General features: G+C 62.6%; 21 protein-coding genes and 3 pseudogenes. 10 read left to right on the top strand and 14 right to left on the bottom strand.

Annotation, left to right across the window (positions count from 1 at the left end):
- Positions 1–4: 4 nt before the first annotated feature.
- The 3 genes from SD72_RS03770 (at position 5) to SD72_RS03755 (ending at position 2664) form a co-directional block, all read left to right on the top strand.
- The gene (locus SD72_RS03770) at positions 5–667 is read left to right on the top strand and encodes a TetR/AcrR family transcriptional regulator (RefSeq protein WP_042543089.1); all 663 of its coding nucleotides are present in this window, start codon (positions 5–7) and stop codon (positions 665–667) included.
- A gap of 271 nt (positions 668–938) precedes the next feature.
- Positions 939–2294 (top strand): hypothetical protein, encoded by a 1356-nt coding sequence (locus tag SD72_RS03760; protein WP_052492444.1) that lies wholly within the window; start codon positions 939–941, stop codon positions 2292–2294.
- An 85-nt stretch (positions 2295–2379) separates the two neighbouring features.
- Positions 2380–2664, top strand: a complete 285-nt coding sequence (locus SD72_RS03755; protein ID WP_042543086.1) for a hypothetical protein — start codon at positions 2380–2382, stop codon at positions 2662–2664.
- Positions 2665–2792: 128 nt separating this feature from the next.
- Here the strand turns inward: SD72_RS03755 and SD72_RS03750 are convergent, their stop codons facing one another.
- Positions 2793–3323: an SRPBCC family protein gene (locus tag SD72_RS03750; protein ID WP_232299630.1), complete on the bottom strand. Its 531-nt coding sequence runs from the start codon at positions 3321–3323 to the stop codon at positions 2793–2795.
- Between the two features lie 111 nt (positions 3324–3434).
- Between SD72_RS03750 and SD72_RS03745 the strand changes: the two genes are divergently transcribed.
- Positions 3435–3938, top strand: a complete 504-nt coding sequence (locus SD72_RS03745) for a YiaA/YiaB family inner membrane protein (protein WP_042543084.1) — start codon at positions 3435–3437, stop codon at positions 3936–3938.
- A 101-nt stretch (positions 3939–4039) separates the two neighbouring features.
- Here SD72_RS03745 and SD72_RS03740 read toward each other — a convergent pair whose 3' ends face one another.
- The 7 genes and pseudogenes from SD72_RS03740 to SD72_RS18655 all read right to left on the bottom strand — a co-directional run.
- The gene (locus SD72_RS03740) at positions 4040–5254 is read right to left on the bottom strand and encodes an amidohydrolase (protein WP_232299629.1); all 1215 of its coding nucleotides are present in this window, start codon (positions 5252–5254) and stop codon (positions 4040–4042) included.
- Between the two features lies 1 nt (position 5255).
- The gene (locus SD72_RS03735; protein WP_052492443.1) at positions 5256–6254 is read right to left on the bottom strand and encodes an aldo/keto reductase; all 999 of its coding nucleotides are present in this window, start codon (positions 6252–6254) and stop codon (positions 5256–5258) included.
- 66 nt (positions 6255–6320) lie between these two features.
- The gene (locus SD72_RS03730) at positions 6321–6695 is read right to left on the bottom strand and encodes a tautomerase family protein (protein ID WP_042543083.1); all 375 of its coding nucleotides are present in this window, start codon (positions 6693–6695) and stop codon (positions 6321–6323) included.
- Positions 6696–6720: 25 nt separating this feature from the next.
- Positions 6721–7563: a MetQ/NlpA family ABC transporter substrate-binding protein gene (locus SD72_RS03725; protein WP_052492442.1), complete on the bottom strand. Its 843-nt coding sequence runs from the start codon at positions 7561–7563 to the stop codon at positions 6721–6723.
- A gap of 41 nt (positions 7564–7604) precedes the next feature.
- A complete protein-coding gene (locus SD72_RS03720) occupies positions 7605–8267 on the bottom strand; it encodes a methionine ABC transporter permease (RefSeq protein WP_042543082.1) in 663 nt (220 codons plus the stop codon).
- A 2-nt stretch (positions 8268–8269) separates the two neighbouring features.
- Entirely contained in the window at positions 8270–9232 is a 963-nt protein-coding gene (locus SD72_RS03715; protein WP_042543190.1) for a methionine ABC transporter ATP-binding protein, read from the bottom strand.
- 249 nt (positions 9233–9481) lie between these two features.
- Positions 9482–9574: pseudogene (locus SD72_RS18655) on the bottom strand (DUF933 domain-containing protein); the annotation flags it as partial.
- Between SD72_RS18655 and SD72_RS18650 the strand changes: the two are divergent.
- Entirely contained in the window at positions 9565–9807 is a 243-nt protein-coding gene (locus SD72_RS18650) for a hypothetical protein (RefSeq protein ID WP_420038412.1), read from the top strand. The pseudogene SD72_RS18655 and the gene SD72_RS18650 sit on opposite strands and share 10 nt — an antisense overlap.
- Here the strand turns inward: SD72_RS18650 and SD72_RS03710 are convergent.
- Together SD72_RS03710 and SD72_RS17295 are read right to left on the bottom strand one after the other, a co-directional pair.
- Positions 9688–10086 (bottom strand): annotated as a pseudogene (locus SD72_RS03710) (class I SAM-dependent methyltransferase); the annotation flags it as partial. The gene SD72_RS18650 and the pseudogene SD72_RS03710 sit on opposite strands and share 120 nt — an antisense overlap.
- Positions 10087–10174: 88 nt before the next feature.
- A pseudogene (locus SD72_RS17295) lies at positions 10175–10381 on the bottom strand (HigA family addiction module antitoxin); the annotation flags it as partial.
- Positions 10382–10530: 149 nt separating this feature from the next.
- On the opposite strand from SD72_RS17295, the gene SD72_RS03700 reads away from it, so the two are divergent.
- The 3 genes from SD72_RS03700 to SD72_RS03690 all read left to right on the top strand — a co-directional run bounded on the left by SD72_RS03700 (position 10531) and on the right by SD72_RS03690 (position 12076).
- Complete coding sequence (locus tag SD72_RS03700) at positions 10531–10962, top strand: hypothetical protein (RefSeq protein WP_042543080.1); 432 nt, start codon at positions 10531–10533, stop codon at positions 10960–10962.
- Positions 10963–10967: 5 nt separating this feature from the next.
- A complete protein-coding gene (locus tag SD72_RS03695) occupies positions 10968–11255 on the top strand; it encodes a transcriptional regulator (protein ID WP_042543079.1) in 288 nt (95 codons plus the stop codon).
- A gap of 410 nt (positions 11256–11665) precedes the next feature.
- A complete protein-coding gene (locus tag SD72_RS03690) occupies positions 11666–12076 on the top strand; it encodes a hypothetical protein (protein WP_042543078.1) in 411 nt (136 codons plus the stop codon).
- Between the two features lie 266 nt (positions 12077–12342).
- Here SD72_RS03690 and ychF read toward each other — a convergent pair whose 3' ends face one another.
- The gene (ychF, locus tag SD72_RS03685; protein ID WP_042543077.1) at positions 12343–13416 is read right to left on the bottom strand and encodes a redox-regulated ATPase YchF; all 1074 of its coding nucleotides are present in this window, start codon (positions 13414–13416) and stop codon (positions 12343–12345) included.
- Between the two features lie 76 nt (positions 13417–13492).
- Here ychF and SD72_RS03680 point away from each other — a divergent pair, with 76 nt between their 5' ends.
- Entirely contained in the window at positions 13493–14077 is a 585-nt protein-coding gene (locus tag SD72_RS03680; RefSeq protein ID WP_042543076.1) for a 3'-5' exonuclease, read from the top strand.
- A gap of 80 nt (positions 14078–14157) precedes the next feature.
- Entirely contained in the window at positions 14158–15492 is a 1335-nt protein-coding gene (locus tag SD72_RS03675; protein ID WP_157000442.1) for a hypothetical protein, read from the top strand.
- Between the two features lie 224 nt (positions 15493–15716).
- Here SD72_RS03675 and SD72_RS03670 read toward each other — a convergent pair whose 3' ends face one another.
- From SD72_RS03670 to SD72_RS03660, 3 genes are all read right to left on the bottom strand, one after another.
- Positions 15717–16559 (bottom strand): alcohol dehydrogenase catalytic domain-containing protein, encoded by an 843-nt coding sequence (locus SD72_RS03670; protein ID WP_157000441.1) that lies wholly within the window; start codon positions 16557–16559, stop codon positions 15717–15719.
- 68 nt (positions 16560–16627) lie between these two features.
- On the bottom strand, positions 16628–16924 hold the full coding sequence (locus SD72_RS03665) for a DUF1330 domain-containing protein (protein ID WP_042543073.1): 297 nt from the start codon (positions 16922–16924) through the stop codon (positions 16628–16630).
- A 74-nt stretch (positions 16925–16998) separates the two neighbouring features.
- Positions 16999–17577: an NADPH-dependent FMN reductase gene (locus tag SD72_RS03660; protein ID WP_042543072.1), complete on the bottom strand. Its 579-nt coding sequence runs from the start codon at positions 17575–17577 to the stop codon at positions 16999–17001.
- Between the last annotated feature and the right edge of the window lie 2 nt (positions 17578–17579).

Genomic DNA, 17579 nt, shown 5'->3' with positions numbered 1-17579 from the left:
GGCCATGACCCTGACTGAGAACGCGCGTGCCCCGCAGCAAGACCGCAGCCGAGACACTCGCGACCTCATTCTCGAGACCACGCTGCGGGCGCTCGCCCGCGTCGGTTGGAACGCCACGACGACCACGGTCGTTGCTGTCGAGAGTGGTGTGAGTCGAGGCGCAATCCAGCACCACTTCCCCACGAAGGAAGCGCTGATGCGCGGGGTGCTCGAGTACATGTACGAGAGCAGAAACACGAGCGAGTTCTCGATCAATTCCGAGGTGCCAGCTGGCGTCGATCGCTTCGACTACATCGCCGAGCAGGTGCTCCACTATTACGCGTCCGATCACTTCAAGGCGGCACTGCAAATGTGGACGGCTGCCATTGGCGATCCTGAGTTCAGCGAGCAGCTCCAGTTGCACGGTGACCGCCTTGCCCGCGCCGTCTACGACAGGGTCGTCGCAGCACTGAACGCAGACACGAGCGACCTCCGCACGCACCGGATGATTCAGACAACGCTCGACCTGTCACGCGGACTCGGCGTCGCCGATGTGCTCCGCGACGACTCGCGCCGCCGCAACTCGGTCGCGAAGTTTTGGGCGAGCGAGCTGCGCTCGATCAAGCAGTTGGACCCCGTCGCACTCCCCACATCTGACAGGTCATCAGCGCCCCAGCCGCTCAGCTGAACTCGCTCGCGCGCTCTGTCCATGGCGGCAGCTCCGCTGCGCACTCGCCGACGGCCTGCTCGCTCGTGATGCTCCGTTCTTCGACCACCAGTTGGATGTCGATCCGGCCGGTGCCAGGAGGCGCGGGGCGGCCGGTTCATCTCTTCTAATAGGAAAGTCACAACTTTGCGGTGATGAAGATGTAGGAAGCCTCAGGGTTTTCGCATATAAACTCCAGGCGTCGCATACTGAAGTTAGCAATCTTGCGTATCTCGTATCGATTGGAACAAGCATGTCGACCTCCCCGCTCCAGAGCCCACTTCGGTTCCGCACACGACGCACTCGCGTTGCCGCTAGCAGAGGCTCACTCCTGCTGGCAGCAACCTGCTTTCTCCTCCCGACGGCCGTGCTGCTCCCAAGCCCGGCGACAGCGGCAGCTCCCCCGTTCTCCGTGAGCGCCGGAGACCAGGCCCTCACCGCTTTCGTTGGCGAGACGGCGATCTCCGAAACCGTCATCACCGCAAACGAACGGATGCTGTTCCGGTTCACGACGAGCATCCCGACTTCACCAGGGTTCATCGTCACCCCGTCGGGCAGTTGCGAACCGGATTCGGTCACGCTCATGCAGCCCGGTGACACCTGCCTGCTCACCGCAACGCTCTCCCCGACCACCGCGCTGCCCTCGTCGTTCACGAGCATCACTTTTGAGGGCACCGCCGCAACCGAGGCGGGCGAGCCAGTGACCCCCGGCGAGTGGACACCCCATCAGACGGCCTACAACTATCACGGGAATGGCATCGAGGTGACCCCCGTGGACTTCGGGGACGTTCCGATCGGTGAGAGCCTCACCAAGACCGTGACCTTCACCAACTCCCGAGCGGACGGGCGACTCGCGATCGATCTGAAGTTCGCGCTCCCGCTCAGCCCGGAGTTTACGCTCGCGCCCGGAACCGAGACCTACTTCGAACTGGCCCCCGGGGACTCGGGGTCTGCCGACGTCACCTTCACTCCTCCGGCGGTTGCGGCATACACAGGTTCCTTCGTGCCAATCTTTACGACGATGAATGCGGTCGCGATGGTGCAGGATCCCTACCGAGTGCTCAGCGGAGCGGGTGTAGAACCTACCGTCGACCCGGAGACCGCAAACCTCGGCGCAACCGATCCGACCTCGCTGACGGTCACCGCTGGCGCCGACGCCGCGTTCCATTCGACAGCAACCTCCGACACCGGCGTGAATGCAGTGCAGTGGGAGACGCGCGCCAGCGAGGCTGATGCTTGGGCCCCCGCGGAGGTCGGCACAGCAGTGTCGGGTGCCTCCGCAAACGATGCGTCGCTTGCCATTCCGTCTGCACCTGCGAGCCTGTCCGGGCTCCAGGTGCGCGCGGTGTGGACGAATGACGCATACGGGGAGACGCACGCGACAGCTCCCGCGACCCTCACTGTGCAGCAGCCGGCGGTTGTGGATCCAGGCGGCGATGGACCGGAGCAGCCGCTCCCCACCACCCCAGCCAAGCCGCACACGCACCTTGCCGCGTCCGGAGCGGAGCCAAGCTCACTGAGTACGCCCACCCTGGCGGCTGCTGCACTCCTCCTCGCGGGATCTGTGGCCCTTGCAGTGCCCCGCATTATCCGGGCGCGCAGACCATAGTTCAAGCACCCCAACCGGACCGAAGCACGCGGGGCAGCTGGGCTGGCCGCAGGCTGCGGCCAGCTCCGCCAACCGGAGGTTCAATGTGACTCAGACAAACACTCTGCGCACCGACCTCGCCATGCGGGTTGTGGCATATAAGTTCACGGTCTCGAGTTTTCGGCCGGTCTACGACATGGATGCCATCGACCTGCTCCTCGATGAGGTGGTCGCGCTGCTGAACTCCGGCGCGGACGGAAGCGAACTTGAAGCGCTCGTCACCAACGCAGCGCTGACGCAGCGCCGCTGGCGGTCGGGTTACGACATTGATCAGGTCAATGCGCTGCTTCGCGCACTCGTCGCTGAAGCGAAAGACCTGCCGGCCGCGTAGCCCGTGCGGGGCAGCCTCCGCGGCCAGCGGCCCCCTTGCAGGCGGGACTGCCGCGGGTGGGTCGCGCCGACTTGTGTCCAGCGCTTCGACGGGGTCCCAGGGAACACGCGCATTCCGTAACGGCCGGTTTATGCACCAGCGGATTCGGACTCCAGCTCTTCGACGAGCCAGTCGTTGCGGCGGGTGATGAGGTTCGCCATGTAGCGCGCCAGGATCCACCGATCCACCGCTCGCCCGATGAAACCACACGGTGAGGCAAACGAGATCCGGTCGATCATGAGGGTGCCCTCGGTCGTCTCCACAAATTCGTGCTCGTGCCACCAGTGGGCGAATGGACCGCGGGTCTGCGCGTCAACAAAGCTTGTGGGTGGAGCGAAGGCCACGATTCGAGACGTCATCCGGAAGCGAATCCCGAAGTGTCGCGCACTCCAGGTGACCTCTTCCCCCTCCCCGATGACGCCGGAGGTGACTCCCGCGACTGCGCGCTCACGGGAGTCGTGCATCGACAGCGAGTGCGCGTCGATCGAGAGGCTGAGTTCAAAGCAGCGTTCCGCCGGCGCGGCAACGGGCGTCTCGATGAGTAGCACCACACTGCGGGGGCTGTGATCGTCACGCCGCAGGCAGATCTGCTGGCGTTTTGAATGCTGAGGTGATGGCACCCCGTCAGCGTAGCAAGCCCTTGGCACAGGACCGCCGTCCGCCCATATGTTCCTCCGCGTACATATGGTGTTCGCTACGGTTTCCCTAATCTCACGCAAAGGAGCATCACCATGGATCAAGAGGCAACACCCAACCGCCGCGAACAATTCGGCAAGCCAACAGGAGCCTTCGTTGGGGCGGCCTGGGCCGCACTCGCACTCTCGGTGATCGTCTACTTCGTCAGCCTCTGGCGCGCCGACATGGATCCCTTCGAGAAGGGCTTCTTCCTTGGCTCCTTCTTCTTCGGCCTCGTCAGCGCGGTCGGGCTACAAAAGTCGGTGCGCGATCGCCACGAGGGAGTGCCGGTGACCTCGATCTATCTCGGAGTCTCGTGGCTCGGCCTCGGCATCAGCCTCGGAATGCTCGCGTGGGGGCTCTGGAATAGCCCACTGCTGCCAAGCGAAAACGGCCTGTACGGCATGACCTTCGCGATGGCCGTGTTCGCTGTCGTCGTTGTGCAGAAGAACGTGCGCGACCTCATCGCGTATAAAGCGCAGCACCCGGAGTTTTACGGGCCCGACACCGCTGACGCGCGCCGCCAGACGGCGCAGCGGGAGACGCAAAGCAGTATTTGAGCTGGCCCCCGTCGCTGGTACCAGCAGGCGCCGCAAACGCGCGCCGCCAGGCCTTCAAGCTCGTGGCGAGAGAACGCCGCCACGAGCTTGAACGCCCACAGTCAGGTTGCGAGGAACCGTCCGAGTACGGCCAGCCCAGCCCGCGCCCCAGTATCAACAGCTTCACGCCCGTCAGGCGCGAAGTGCGGGCTGTGGTTCGCAGGCATCGTCTCGCGGCCCGGAGCGTACGCACCAAACATCCAGAACACCAGCGGAACGCCGATCGCGTCGGCGAGAGCGCCGACGTCTTCGCTCCCGGTCGCGCGAAGCGACCTGCTCACCGATGCACCGCCGAATTCTTCGTCGAGCGCAAGCGCAGCGACCTCAGCGTGTTCAGGGTCGTTGTAGCAACGGGGGAAGTGACTAATGCTCTCGAAGCGTGGTGGCTCAGCGCCCCCGGCTGCCGCTTCGGCGTCAACGATGCGGCGCACCGCATCGAGTACGCGCTCACGCACAACAGTGTCTGGAGTTCGCACGTTGAGCGCAAAGACGGCTTCGTCTGGGATGATGTTTTCCTTGAGCCCAGCGTGTATCTGACCGACCGTGACCACAACAGGATGAGCCGGATCGGTCTCACGCGAGACAATCGTCTGCAGCCGCACAATAGTGTGCGCAGCGATCACAATCGGGTCAATGGAGTCCTGCGGCTTCGCACCGTGCGCACCTCGACCGCGGATCGTGATCCGCCAAGAATCGCCCAGATTCATGATGTTGCCCGCGCCAATGCTCACCTGCCCGGCGGCGATCGCCGTGACGTGCTGGCCGAGTACCACCGTCGGACGCGGCACACGATCCCAGAGCCCGTCCGCGATCATGCCTGCTGCACCAGCTGCTGTCTCCTCCGCGGGTTGGAAGATCCAGACAACCGTGCCGGACCACGCTGCTGGTGATTCCGCAAGCGCCCCGAGGAGGGCGAGGGCGACCGCGATGTGAGTATCGTGCCCACAGGCGTGCATAGTAGGAACCTGTGTTCCGTCGAGTACGGCAGTGTCCGTGCTCGCGTAGTCAAGGCCTGTGTCCTCGCTGATCGGCAGTCCGTCTATATCTGCCCGGTAGGCAACGACGGGGCCGTCGCCGTTTCGGAGCACTCCCACCACACCGTGCGTTCCGACGTCGTGCACCTCGAGCCCGAGCGCGACGAGCCGCTCACGGATCGCCGCCGCCGTTCGTTCCTCTTGGCCGGACAGTTCGGGATGGCGATGAAAGTGGATGTAGTCTCGCACCGCAGTATCGAGGCGATCCGCCGTCCAGGCCTCACGCAGCGTTGGGGCGGACACGTTAGGCTGCCTCAATGCTGGCGTCGAAAGCATCAGCGAGGGCATCGAGCCGAGCAACGGTGCCCTCAGGCAGCTCGAGTTGAGCGCCAGAGACCGCGTCGGCGATGTGCGAAGGCTTCCGAATACCCGTGATCACGTTGACCCGTTCTGACACGGCAAGCAGATAGGCGATTGAGAGCGCAGGAACTGTCGAGCCGAGCTCATTCGCGATACCGCGCACTCCGTCAACGAACGCGAGAGAGCGCTCGAAGTGTTCGCCAAAGAGTGGATCGGTATCGCGCGAACCTGCCGGCGCTGCTCCGCTTTCGACTGTGAACCCACCACCAAGCAGCCCGTTGCCAAGCGGCGAGTAGGCGTGGAGCGAGAGCTGCTGTTTTTCGAGGAACGGCAACAGTTCCGTGCGCACTCCACGGTCGAACAGGCTGAATTTGCGCTGCACGATCTGGATCGCATCGCGGGCGAGATAGGCTTCAACGTCGGAGCGCGGGCAGTTCGAAGCGCCGATCTCGAGAATCTTGCCCTCGTCGCGCAGTTCCGTGAGCACTTCGATCGTGTCTTCAATGGGTGTCACAAACGGAGGCGCAGTGGGATTGTGGGTGTAGTAGATATCGATGTGGTCGGTGTCGAGCCGACGCAGACTCTCTTCTACTTCGATGCGGATCGTGCGCGGGCTGAGGTTACGCTTCACTTCGTTACCGTCCCACGTGAAGCGGTAGGTGCCCTCATCATCGCCCCACCAGAGGCCGCACTTCGTCGAGATCACCACGTCATCGCGCCGCCCAGCGAGCGCGCGACCGAGTACCTCCTCGCTGTGTCCAAAGCCGTAGACAGGCGCGGTATCGAACGTCGTGATTCCCGCATCGAGTGCCGCGTGCACTGCGGCGATCGAGGTGGTGTCGTCAGCATCCGGGTAGCGGAATCCCCCACCAATGCCCATGGCACCGAACGTAACTGCCGACGCTTGCTTCCCACTGTGACCGATCTGGCGGTACTTCATCATTCTCCTCGTTCCTCGTCGGAGCGGACGGCGGGAATCCCCGCCGCCCGCCTACGTTGCTCTGGTGTGCTATTCGCTCGGTTGGTTCAGCGTGTCCCAGCGCAGCACCCCGTTGACGCCAACGTTTTCTGGCTCATGTTCCTTGATGATCACGACAACTTTTGCGTCCCCGCCCCAGTCGTATGACTGCACCACACTGTTCAGGTCAGCGATCGCCGCGCGCTTCTGCTCGAGCGTCTTTCCGGGAGCACTGTAGAGCACAATCGTAGCTTCGAACCCGTCCTTCGCTGTCGTGTACTCCTTCGTGAGGGGCACAAGATAGACGCTGCGCAGTCCTGGCGGGAGACCCAGCCCGATGCGTGCAGCCTCCCCAAGACGATCAACGAATTGCGGAATGTCAACTCGCTCAAGTGGGAGGTCGGTTGTTGCGACTACGGATACCATGATGAATTCCTATCGTGAGTGCAGGTTAGGAAGCCTGCGGCGTCTTCTTGATGTTCTTGTAGTGGTCTGCAAGCCAGTCCTTGTAGGTGTCCGACTGCATGAACTCGATCGCGGTGTCGAGCCACGGCAGATCCGTAGTTCCCTCTGCGACGACCCAGAGCACCCCGCCGTAGGTTTCGTAGACCTCTGGGGTCTCCTCCGCGAGCGCGTTCACCGACGGATCCTCCATCAGATACACGGTGATCGCCGGGGCTGTCATTGCGTCGAGGTCAGGGAACGCACCAACGCGGCTACGCGGGTCGACCTCAACCCACTTGATGTTTTTCGGATTCGCGGTGATGTCGAGCGTGGACGGCAACTCGACGCCGGCCTTAAGTTCGATCAGTCCGTTGCTCTCGAGGAGCTGGAGCTCGCGCGCGCGGTTGGCCTGGTCGTTCGCAATGCCGATCGAGGCACCATCAGGGAGCGCGTCGATGGAGTCGTACTTACTCGAGACAAACTGCACTGCGCTCGTCTGCAGCCAGTCCCCATATGCCTGGAGGTTCTGCCCTGTGCTCTCGTTTTGCGCCTTGAGGTACGTTGCGTTCTGGAAGAAGTTCGCGTCAAGGCTCCCCTCCGCCGTGGCACGGTTCAAGGCGATGTTGTCATCGAAGCTCTTGAATTCGAGCGTGATCCCCTCTTCCTTCAGGTGCTTCGCGAGGAACTCGATTTCGGGTTGCTCGCGGGAGAGAATTCCGACCTGCACTGTAACGTCTTGCTCGTCGGCAGCGCCGGCGTCGCCGGCCCCATCCGAGGAGCATGCCGCGAGTGACGCGGCGAGGCCGAGCGCCGCCGTGATTGCGGCGATGGCGCGTAGATTCTTCTTCACAAGGGGTCCTTCTGATGTCATGCTCGTGACCGAGCTGGGTGTTATTTGATCTTGCGGTAAAGCGCGTTGCCGGCGAGCTGAATGATCACGACTATGAGCACCAGCAGCAGCGCCGTTCCGTACATCACCTGGTCATTGAAGTTTTGGTAGCCGTATGTGAGTGCGACGGCGCCAAGGCCACCGGCCCCGATCGTGCCGGCAATAGCCGTGAACCCGAGCAGCGTAATCACGCCGAGCGTCATTTGGGAGACCATTGCGGGAACCGCCTCCGGCACGATCACTCTGAGTGTGATCTGCCAGTCACTCGCGCCGAGGGAGCGGGCGGCCTCAATGAGGCTCGGATTAACCTCTTTAAACGCGGATTCGAGGAGCCTGGCGATGAAAGGGCTGCCAGCGAACGTAATCGCGAATACCGCAGCCCAGACCCCGATGGAAGTCCCCACAACGAACCGGGTGAGCGGGATGATCGAGATCGCAAGAATGATGAACGGTAGCGACCACAGGAGTCCGACAATCGTGCTCGTTGCCTCGTAGACAGCGCGATTCGGTCGCAGCCCTCGTGGATCAGTGGTGACGAGCACAAGCGCGACGATGAACCCGACGATCCCGCAAGTGATGGCGGAGCCGGCAAGCATGATGAGCGTGTCGATGAGGCCGGGGAAAATGATGTTTTCCCAGAGATCCCAGAATGAATAGTCGTACATGTTCAGACTTCCCGCCACTGTGCGCCGAGGGCTTCGAGCCCGCGCGTAATTTCACCGAGCTGCGGCCGAGGGGCCTTGAGCACGAACGACCCCGCGACCGACTCACCGTAACGATCTAGCCCGCCCCACGAAACTTCAAATCGCACACCGGTGCGGATCGCCAGCTCGGAGATAAGGGACGCATCGCGGTCGCCACGAAGCACAACTCGCAGCAGCGCCTCGTCCGACGACACGTTGGGGAGCCAACCGGCATCACGGGTGAACTCGGTGAGCAGTTCGGGGCGCTCGAGAAAGAACTCCTCCGAGGTTCCAAGTGCTTGCAGTTGCCCGTGGTTGAGCAACCCCATCCGTGTGCATACCGCTTTCATCACGGACACTTCGTGCGTTACGACAACGATCGTGAGGCCCAGCTCCCTGTTGATGCGCCGCAGCAGCCCGAGCACGCTTTCGGTGATGTTGGGGTCCAAAGCGGAGGTGGCCTCGTCACTCAGCAGGATCGACGGCTCACTGACAAGCGCACGAGCGATGGCGACACGCTGCTTTTGACCGCCGCTGAGCTCCCTCGGTAGTGCGTGCATCTTGTCGCCAAGACCCACAAGATCAAGGATGTCCTTGATCCGGGAGTCCACACGTTGGCGCTTCGCTCCCGTGCACTTCAGCGGGAAGTAAACGTTGTCGTATACGCTCTTACGTTCGAGCAGCGAGAACTGCTGAAATACCATGCCGATGCTGCGGCGGAACTCAAGTAGTTCAGCTTTGCGAAGCCCACCAATGTCGACGCCGTCAACAATGATTTGCCCAGAGTCGAGCTCTTCGAGTCTGTTCAGGCAGCGCAGCAGGGTTGACTTCCCCGCGCCGCTTACGCCAATCAGACCGAAGATATCGTTGCGGGCTATCGAGAGGTTAATTCCGTCGAGTACCGTGTGGCTCCCGAACGACTTTCTGGCGTCTCTGATCTCTATCACTTGGGTCGTTCGCTCCATACGTTCCCTGCGCGGGCGCACGACAGTCGGTAGTCGCAAACAAAACCCGCCACATAGGCGTAGCTAATATATTGAATAAGCCAGACGCATGGGTTGCGGCCCGTAACACTGAGTCACATTTTCGTTCGCGCGCACCAAATACCCCGCCTCAGTGCGGAAATATCACCAGCTGCGGCCTCGCGGTAGGGCCCTGAAGAGTTCGGGAGGCACACCCCACGAACGCAAAAGCCGCTCGCCCCTGATAAAGCCCTCCGCGAAGTCGCCGTGGATCAGGCCTACGGCCTGCGGTTCGGTTGCACCCTTCGGGATGGTCCATGCGCGCGCTGCGCAGCTATCGCGGCGTGCGGTCGAGCACCGGGGTCGATCCGCGTCTGCACCTCGGTGACCTCGAAACCTGCATCAGCAAGGAGCCGAGTCATCTCATCCACCGACCAAAAATAAGCAGTGGCGACCGCGTGATCGAATTCCTCAACCCGATGTCCTTCGAAGAATCCGAGGAGCAACTTTCCCCCCGGCGCAAGACAACGGGCGAACTCTTGGAAGGTCGCGGGCAGTAGAGTCGGCGACAGATGGATCACGGAGTACCAGGCGAGGATCCCGCCCAGGCTAGCCGACTCTGCCGGCAACGAGTTCAGCTCCCCGAGTTTGAACGTCGTGTCTGGAAACCGACTTCGAGCGCTTTCGATGAACGCAGGCACGATGTCGACACCCACGATCCCCGTTCCGAGATCACGCAGGTAATCAGTCCAGTGCCCCGGCCCGCAGCCTGCGTCAATAATTCGGCCGTCTACCTGACGAGCCCATGTTGCAATCGCAAGTCGATCCACCGCAGACATCACTTCGAGGGTTCCGAGCACCTCAATATATTCCTTCGCACGCAGCGCATACGCGGTGCGGACCGCGCGGCTTCGCCGGTGGGATTACTCACGCCGCTCGCAACGGCACAATCGCGGCAATCTCGCTCCCAGCTGCGTCCTCTGCGCGATCGAGTTCATAGTGACTTTGCAGATTGATCCAAAACTCGGGCGACGTACCGAAGTACTTTGACAACCGCAACGCGGTGTCAGCGCTGACCCCACGCTTGCCATGAACGATCTCATTGATACGCCGCGGCGGCGCTCCCGTAGGAACGAATGTCGACCTGGGTCGGTGAGCTCGTCATGCAACCAGTCTGACACTCGCACGAGCGGCTTCGCCGATCCACCGCTTCCCTGCGGCCGATCGATCACATGACCAAAGGCCTACTTTCATTATTTGCAACCAGTTGCTAGTCTCGCATTATGATCAACACAGAGCACAGTGGGCAGCATCCCATTTCTGCTGCCGAAGCGCAGCACCTGCTCAACTCAGTGCCGGACCGGCCACGGAGAGCATTCGGAATCGGTGACCGCGTCAGCGCGGCCGCCACGATCGCGCTCTCTTTCGCAGCTGGACTCCTGGCAGTTGGCGGATTTCCTTGGTGGGCACTCACCCCTGCACTGGCGGCGATTCTTTCGTCTCACTGGTGGCTGAACAACAGGGTCACCCGCCCCAACGAACCGCGCTTGAAGGGGAGGGTGGTGTTGACGGTATTCACCGTCTGGGTATTGATCCCTGTGTGGCGCGGCATCATGTACGGCGACACAGTCCCCTTCCCCGAAGCGATTCTCGCCGCGAGCTTCGCCCCGGTCGCCTGGTTGATCTTCTACATCGTGCTGTTGATTCGCCGCTAACTGCGATGTCCTACGCGGAAATAGATGCGCACCTTGTCGCACCCAAGCGCTTCGTCACGCTGTCTCACCTCAGCAAGGTGGAGCAGGCAGACTACCCTGCCTTGCAGGAGTCGACGGGCCTATCGATGCCAGATCTCTCGAAGATCCTTCGTGATCTCGAGGAGCGCGGCCTAGTCCAGATGTCGAAGGAGCGCCGGTCCCGCTACGGAGCAACCGTCGTGAGGCTCACCCCTGAGGGCGTGCAGACTTTTAGCACTCTTGTGGCCACGCTCAATCGGATCGCCGGTCACTGAGTCGCCCGCGGCGGTCGGCAATGCGCCGCGACTCACCTGCCCGCTACTGGCGGCGGAGGCGGCTTCCAGCGCTGGCAAACGCTTCAGGGGCAAAATCTCGACGTCGAGAGGGCACTGGTGAGAGCGCTCGTGGAACCAAAGCTGCACTACCCGCCCCGCGAAGACACACAACGTTCGATCCAGATACCGTGAAGACCCGCCTCAATTCTGCGCTTGCCTCCAAGGAGCTTGCTTGCCTTGTTCGCATAGCCATTACATGTGAAGATTAAAGCTCCACCATAGTTGTCTTTTCGCATCACCTCGTCAGGAAAGCCACTCGTGGAGATAAATGCCGGGTAAGCCTGGCACCCAACTGCACAGTCCGTGCGTGAGAGAAAAAGGAGGTCGCTGGTCTTCAGCGGCATGAAACTATGACGAACACTCTGAAGTTAAGCACGCTGGCCACGATGGCCGCAGCCTCTGCGTTGCTCCTCGTGGGCTGTAGCTCTCCCAGCACCGAAGCACCCCCGGTCAAAGACTCAGTGGAGGAAGTTGAACCGACTACGCCGACCGCCGAAGCAGTTGAAGAAGAGGCTGAAGAAGAGGTAGTCCAGCCTGAAGCCTCGCCAGAGGGCTACCAAGCGATTTATGACGAGTATTCTGCAAGGCTAACTGAGGAATGCCAAGTCCTTTCGATGACAGAGTGTGCAGAACTCTCAAATGAGGGTGTCAGCAAGATGGCTGAGTACATGTTCAAGGCCAAGGGCACCGAAGGCCAGATGGCAACGTATGAGGAGTGGGCAGGCAAGCTCATGGATGTTTACATGTCATCGGTGCAGTAACGCAATTCGTCATGTCGGCCATGGCTCGACTATAGATTGAGATCGGCGGGAGCTGCTTCGAGGGAGCTTGCACTTTGCTGCTGCACCATCGTGCCGCCCTCCGCAATGAATGAAGCCGAACGGTCAAACGCCGGAGTTTCTTCTCGCATGAGTGGATTTCCGGCTCCGCGGCCACGGAGGCGGCCGCGGCAGAACGCACAAGCGCCGGACCCCGCTGTGGGATCCGGCGCCTGTGTCACCCGTTGTGACGGGCTATCGCAATGCGACTAGACGTTAAACCGCCACTCGCAGACGTCACCGTCCTGCATAACGTAGTCCTTGCCCTCCATGCGGGCCTTGCCCTTCGCGCGGGCCTCGGCAACCGAGCCGGTCTCGACGAGGTCTTCGAACGAGATGATCTCGCCCTTGATGAAGCCCTTCTCGAAGTCGCCGTGGATCACGCCTGCGGCCTGCGGTGCGGTTGCGCCCTTCGGGATGGTCCAGGCGCGCGCCTCCTTGGGGCCAGCTGTGAGGTAGGTCTGCAGCCCGAGCGTCTCGAAGCCGATGCGGGCGAGCTGGTCGAGGCCGCTCTCCTCCTGGCCGATCGAGGCGAGGAGCTCCGCAGCGTCATCGTCGTCGAGCTCGATGAGCTCGCTCTCGAGCTTCGCGTCGAGGAAGATCGCCTTCGCTGGCGCAACGAGGTCCGCGAGCTCAGCGAGCTTCGCCTTGTCCTGCAGCACACCCTCGTCGACGTTGAAGACGTAGAGGAAGGGCTTCGCGGTGAGCAGCCCGAGCTCGCGGATCGGCTCGAGATCCACACCGGCGAGCGACAGCGGCGTGCCATCGTTCAGTGCCGCCATCGCGGCCTTCGCTGAATCGACGACGGCCGCGTCAATCTTCTTGCCCTTGAGTTCCTTCTCGTAGCGCGGAAGCGCCTTCTCGATGGTCTGCATGTCGGCGAGGATCAGCTCGGTATTGATCGTCTCCATGTCGCTCGCGGGGTTCACGCCGCCGTCGACGTGGATCACGTCGGGGTCGGAGAAGCCACGAACAACCTGAGCGATCGCGTCAGATTCGCGAATGTTCGCGAGGAATTGGTTGCCGAGCCCCTCGCCCTCGCTCGCGCCGCGCACAATGCCGGCGATGTCGACGAAGCTGACGGGGGCGGGGAGGATCCGCTCGCTGCCGAAGATCTCGGCGAGCTTGTCCAGCCGCGGATCAGGGAGGTTGACGACGCCAACGTTCGGCTCGATCGTCGCGAACGGGTAGTTCGCTGCGAGCGCGTCGTTGTGCGTGAGAGCGTTGAAGAGGGTCGACTTGCCAACATTGGGCAGACCCACGATTCCGATAGTTAGAGCCACGGGGGTTAAGTCTACCCGCCCAGGCGGTGCGCGGTCATCGCCGGAGGATGTCAGCGGGGTGTGGGAGGATCATTCGGTGCCAATTGACTTCACCGCGATCGACTTCGAGACCGCCAACGGACACCCGTCTTCCGCCTGCTCCGTCGGGCTCGCGCGGGTGCGAGATGGTGTCGTGGTGGATCGCACAGAGTGGCTCATCAAGCCGCCAGCGAGCCACCCGAGGTTCCTCTCCTTCAACGTGAAGATCCACAACATCACAGCCGATATGGTCGCGAACGCTCCGACGTGGAGTGAGCAGTTCGACGATCTCCTCGCGTTCATCGGTGATGACGTCACCGTCGCGCACAACGCATCGTTCGACATGGGTGTGATCCGCGCCGCGTGTGCGGAGGCGGTACTCCCGACGCCACGGTTGAAGTATCTGTGCAGCGTGCAGGTGTCGCGAAAGACCTACGACATTCCGTCTCACCGGCTCCCCCTCTCAGCAGCGGCTGCCGGCTACGGGGACTTTTCGCACCACGAGGCCCTCGCCGACGCTGAGGCCTGCGCGTCGATCATCATCGACTCGGCGCGGCGGCACGAGGCGCCCGACGTGGTCTCCCTCGCGAAAGCCACTGGCGTGCGACTCAACCAACTCAAGGCGATTCCGCTGAAGCTGTGACGCGGCGTATGGAGACGCGGGATGCGGGTGCTGCGTAGGCTGTTCCTATGATTCTACGGATGGCCCGCGCAGGAGCAGCTGTGACCTTGCTCACAGCCGCCGCGCTTGTGCTGAGTGGTTGCGCGAGCTGGCAGATCAAGCAGCGTGCCTGGGCAGACAGGGTCGAGGCGCTCCCCGGCGTCGAATCTCTCAAGCTCATCTATGCGAACACCTGGCCAAACGGCGGTGTCAAGCACGACGTCACGCTCGTCCTGGCTCCCGGTATTTCCGAGGCTGAGGCACGCAAGATCGCAGCGGTGAGCTGCGAGTCGGATCCCACGATTACCTCCATCAGCGTCTCAACGAGCGGCAGCGTGGTCGGCGAGCGACGCGTCGACAAGTACGAAATCGCGACGAGGGCGTGTATCGACGCCGACGAACTCGCACGGTTCTCACACGCCATGGCGGCCATGGCCGCGCTCGGGCCTGACTTTGTGGGGAACTTCGAGCAGGCGGGCTGGTCTGAAATCGATCCTGCGGATATGAGCCGAGATTGGAACTTTCCCGCGGCTAGCTACAGCGTCAACGTGCCCGTCACCGAAGGCGCCATGCTCATCGATGCGATCAGGGAACTCACCGCCCGCATCACCGACGTGCCGCTGAGCGTTCGCGGCACAGAGGTGTCCGACGGTGACCTCTGGAACGACGGCGGGGCGCGGGTGGATGTGTGGCTCACACCCGACGCAGATTTCGAGCGCATCGCTCCGGCGCTGGCTGCGGCCCTCGCCCTGCCATACACAGGGATCCTCGCGACAGACGACTCCATCACCGTACGATTGGCAGCCGACGCCAACTTCAGCTCGCCGGAGGCAGCCGCGTTCCTCGCTGCGGCAGACGCGGCAGGGATCGCAGCTGGCGTGAGCCCGATCCTGCTGAAATCCGGGGATCCTTCGGGAGAACGGGAGCTGCTTGACGCAGTGCGCGCGGTTCCAGGCGGCGTTGCCGTAAGCGCCACCCGTGAGACCGACCTCGTCGTGCAGACGTATACCCTGGAGGGCACGCGCGCTGCCGCCGAACTCCTCTTCGCAAGCAGCGACTTCAAAGCCAGTTTCGAGGTCTGGTCTCCCGAGCCCGACGGCTTCGCCGTCTCCTTCTCCCCCGCTGGTCCGTCGGTCGGCGCGCTCAGCGCGTTCCCCGCCGCCGCATACGCCGCGGCCGAACGGGCGCACGCCGAGCTCCCGGAGGGCGGAACCCTCCGAATGAATATCAGGGGCGATGAGCTGACCCTCTCAGCGCGCTATCTCCCGGATACGAGCTTTGCCGACATGCAAGAGGTGCGTGCGATCCTCGAGCCGATCTCTGGCCTCGGGCGCGACACGGAACTGTTCAACCAGGTCATCGTCACCCCTATCCCGAAGGACCCGGCCGGCAGCTGACCCGCCGCCCGGCCCCGTTCACCGACCGACGACCTATCCCCCGCACCACCCCGTCCTCGTCACCGTCCCCGCACCATCCCCGCAACGTCCCCGCACCATCTTCGTGTCACTTTGGGCGCGAAGCTCCGCCTATAAAGCCGCTCCTCCGCCCAAACTGACATCGAGTTGCCGGACGCACCCCTGTCAGGCGGCCGCGGCCGCAGCCACAGCCACAGCCACAGCCGTCAGATTGTGACGATAACCCGCCCGCGCGCGCCCCGCGGTGCCGGCCCATTGAGCAGCTGTGCAGACTCCTCCATCGACACCCGCTCGATGATGCGTGGCTGCGCACGGCCTACCGCGATCAGGTCAAGGATCTCGGCGATGTCGCTGCCGCTCGGCTTCGCGTCGACCGCGGAGACACGAATGCCTCGCTGTGCGACTGGCTCGCCACCCGGGTGCACCCCTACATACGTGCCCCCATCTGCGAGCACCCCCAACAGCTCAGCCCCCAGAGCCGCTGCATCAAAGACCGCGTCGTACTCGCCGTGAACCGAGGCTGTGAACGTCGCCCCGAGTCCCTCGATGAACTCCCTGTCCGTGTCACGACCCTGTCCGGTGACCGCGAATCCGAGGCCCAAAGCGACCGGGATCGCGAAGGAACCAACGTTGCCTGCCGCAGCAGTGATCAACAGACGGCCCCGCGTGTCACCGAATATCTCGAGAGCTTGAATCGCAGTAATTCCGCTGATCAATGACACCACTGCGTCCTCATCGGCCACGCTCTCAGGGACGTGCGCGAGCGAGTCAGCGGGTAGCGAAACGTATTCGGCGATGGCGCGGCTAGGCAGATCGTAGGAGGATACCGTGCCTGCCACGCGGTCGCCAACGAGGAACTGCCTGGAGCCGTTCGCCGAAACTACCTCACCTAAAACATCCCACCCGAGCCCGACGGTCGGCAACGTGATCAGACCGGCGTCGTGATAGCTGCCGCTCATGACCGGGCGATCGTGTGGGCAGACCGCAGACAGGATGACCCTCACGAGCACCTCGCCGTCAGTTGGGCGGGGCACGGGCACCTCAGCCACACGGGCCAGTGCGGGCGGCGTAGTGGTGAGCGCGCGCATATGTGTCGGTACGGCGACGTTGCTCACGCTCAAGCCCCCGGTACGCCGTCTGCGAAGAGCATGTCTACCTGAATCTTGCCTGCCCGAAGCTCACGAGCCACTCGATACTCGGCAGAGTCATACCAGTCACGAAGCTGCTGCATGCTGTCGAACTCCACGATGATGATCTGCGGTGCGTCCCAAGACCCCTCGATAGGAACCGGTGTGGGGCCCGCGACGAGGTACCGGCCGCCGTGCGCGGCGATGGACTGCGCAGCGAGCGGAACGTACGCGGCGCCTGCTTCCTCATCGAGGACGCGGGCATTGATAATGGCATATGCGCTCATAATGGGGCGCCTTTCAGTGTTTCGGATGTGCGCTGGTGGTAGCCACGAGCGCGTTGTGGTGTGAAATACGGCTTTCAAGCCGCGAGCGCCGAGAGCGCTCTGACGTGGGATAGCCCGTGCGTCCACCCTTCGACCTGGTCCAGGAGCCGGCTTACCGCGGGCTCGTGAACTGCAGAAGGGGTGAATGTGCTGAAATTCTCGAAGTCAGTAAACAGGTTGAACGCCGGTGCCGACTGCACGGTTGCTACCTGCAACGTCGAGAGCGAAATGCGCAGATGCTCTGCCGCGGTCACGCCACCTGAGGAGCCGTAGCTCACAATGCCTGCGGCCTTGTTGGCGAACTCTCCGGCAAGATAATCGATCGCGTTCTTCAGGGATCCTGGGATGCTTCGGTTGTACTCAGGAGTGACGAAGACGAAGCCGTCGAGTGCGTTGATGCGTTCCGACCACTGTCGCACCTGAGCCAACTCATATCCCTGAGACATCGCAGCGGGAACTGCCTCTGCATAGAGCGGGAGCTCGAACTCCTGAATGTCGATGACTTCGTAGTTTGCGCTTGAGCGTTTCGCCGCGAGCTCGTGTACCCATGCCGCGACCTGAGGTCCGACGCGCCCCGGCCGGGTGCTGCCAATGATGATGCCGATGTTTGCCATGT

The organism is Leucobacter komagatae, from assembly GCF_000834055.1.
In the GTDB taxonomy this organism is placed as follows: Bacteria; Actinomycetota; Actinomycetes; order Actinomycetales; family Microbacteriaceae; genus Leucobacter; species Leucobacter komagatae_A.
The sequence above is the reverse complement of the archived record's forward strand: the minus strand, read 5'-3'. Positions and strand labels throughout refer to the sequence as shown.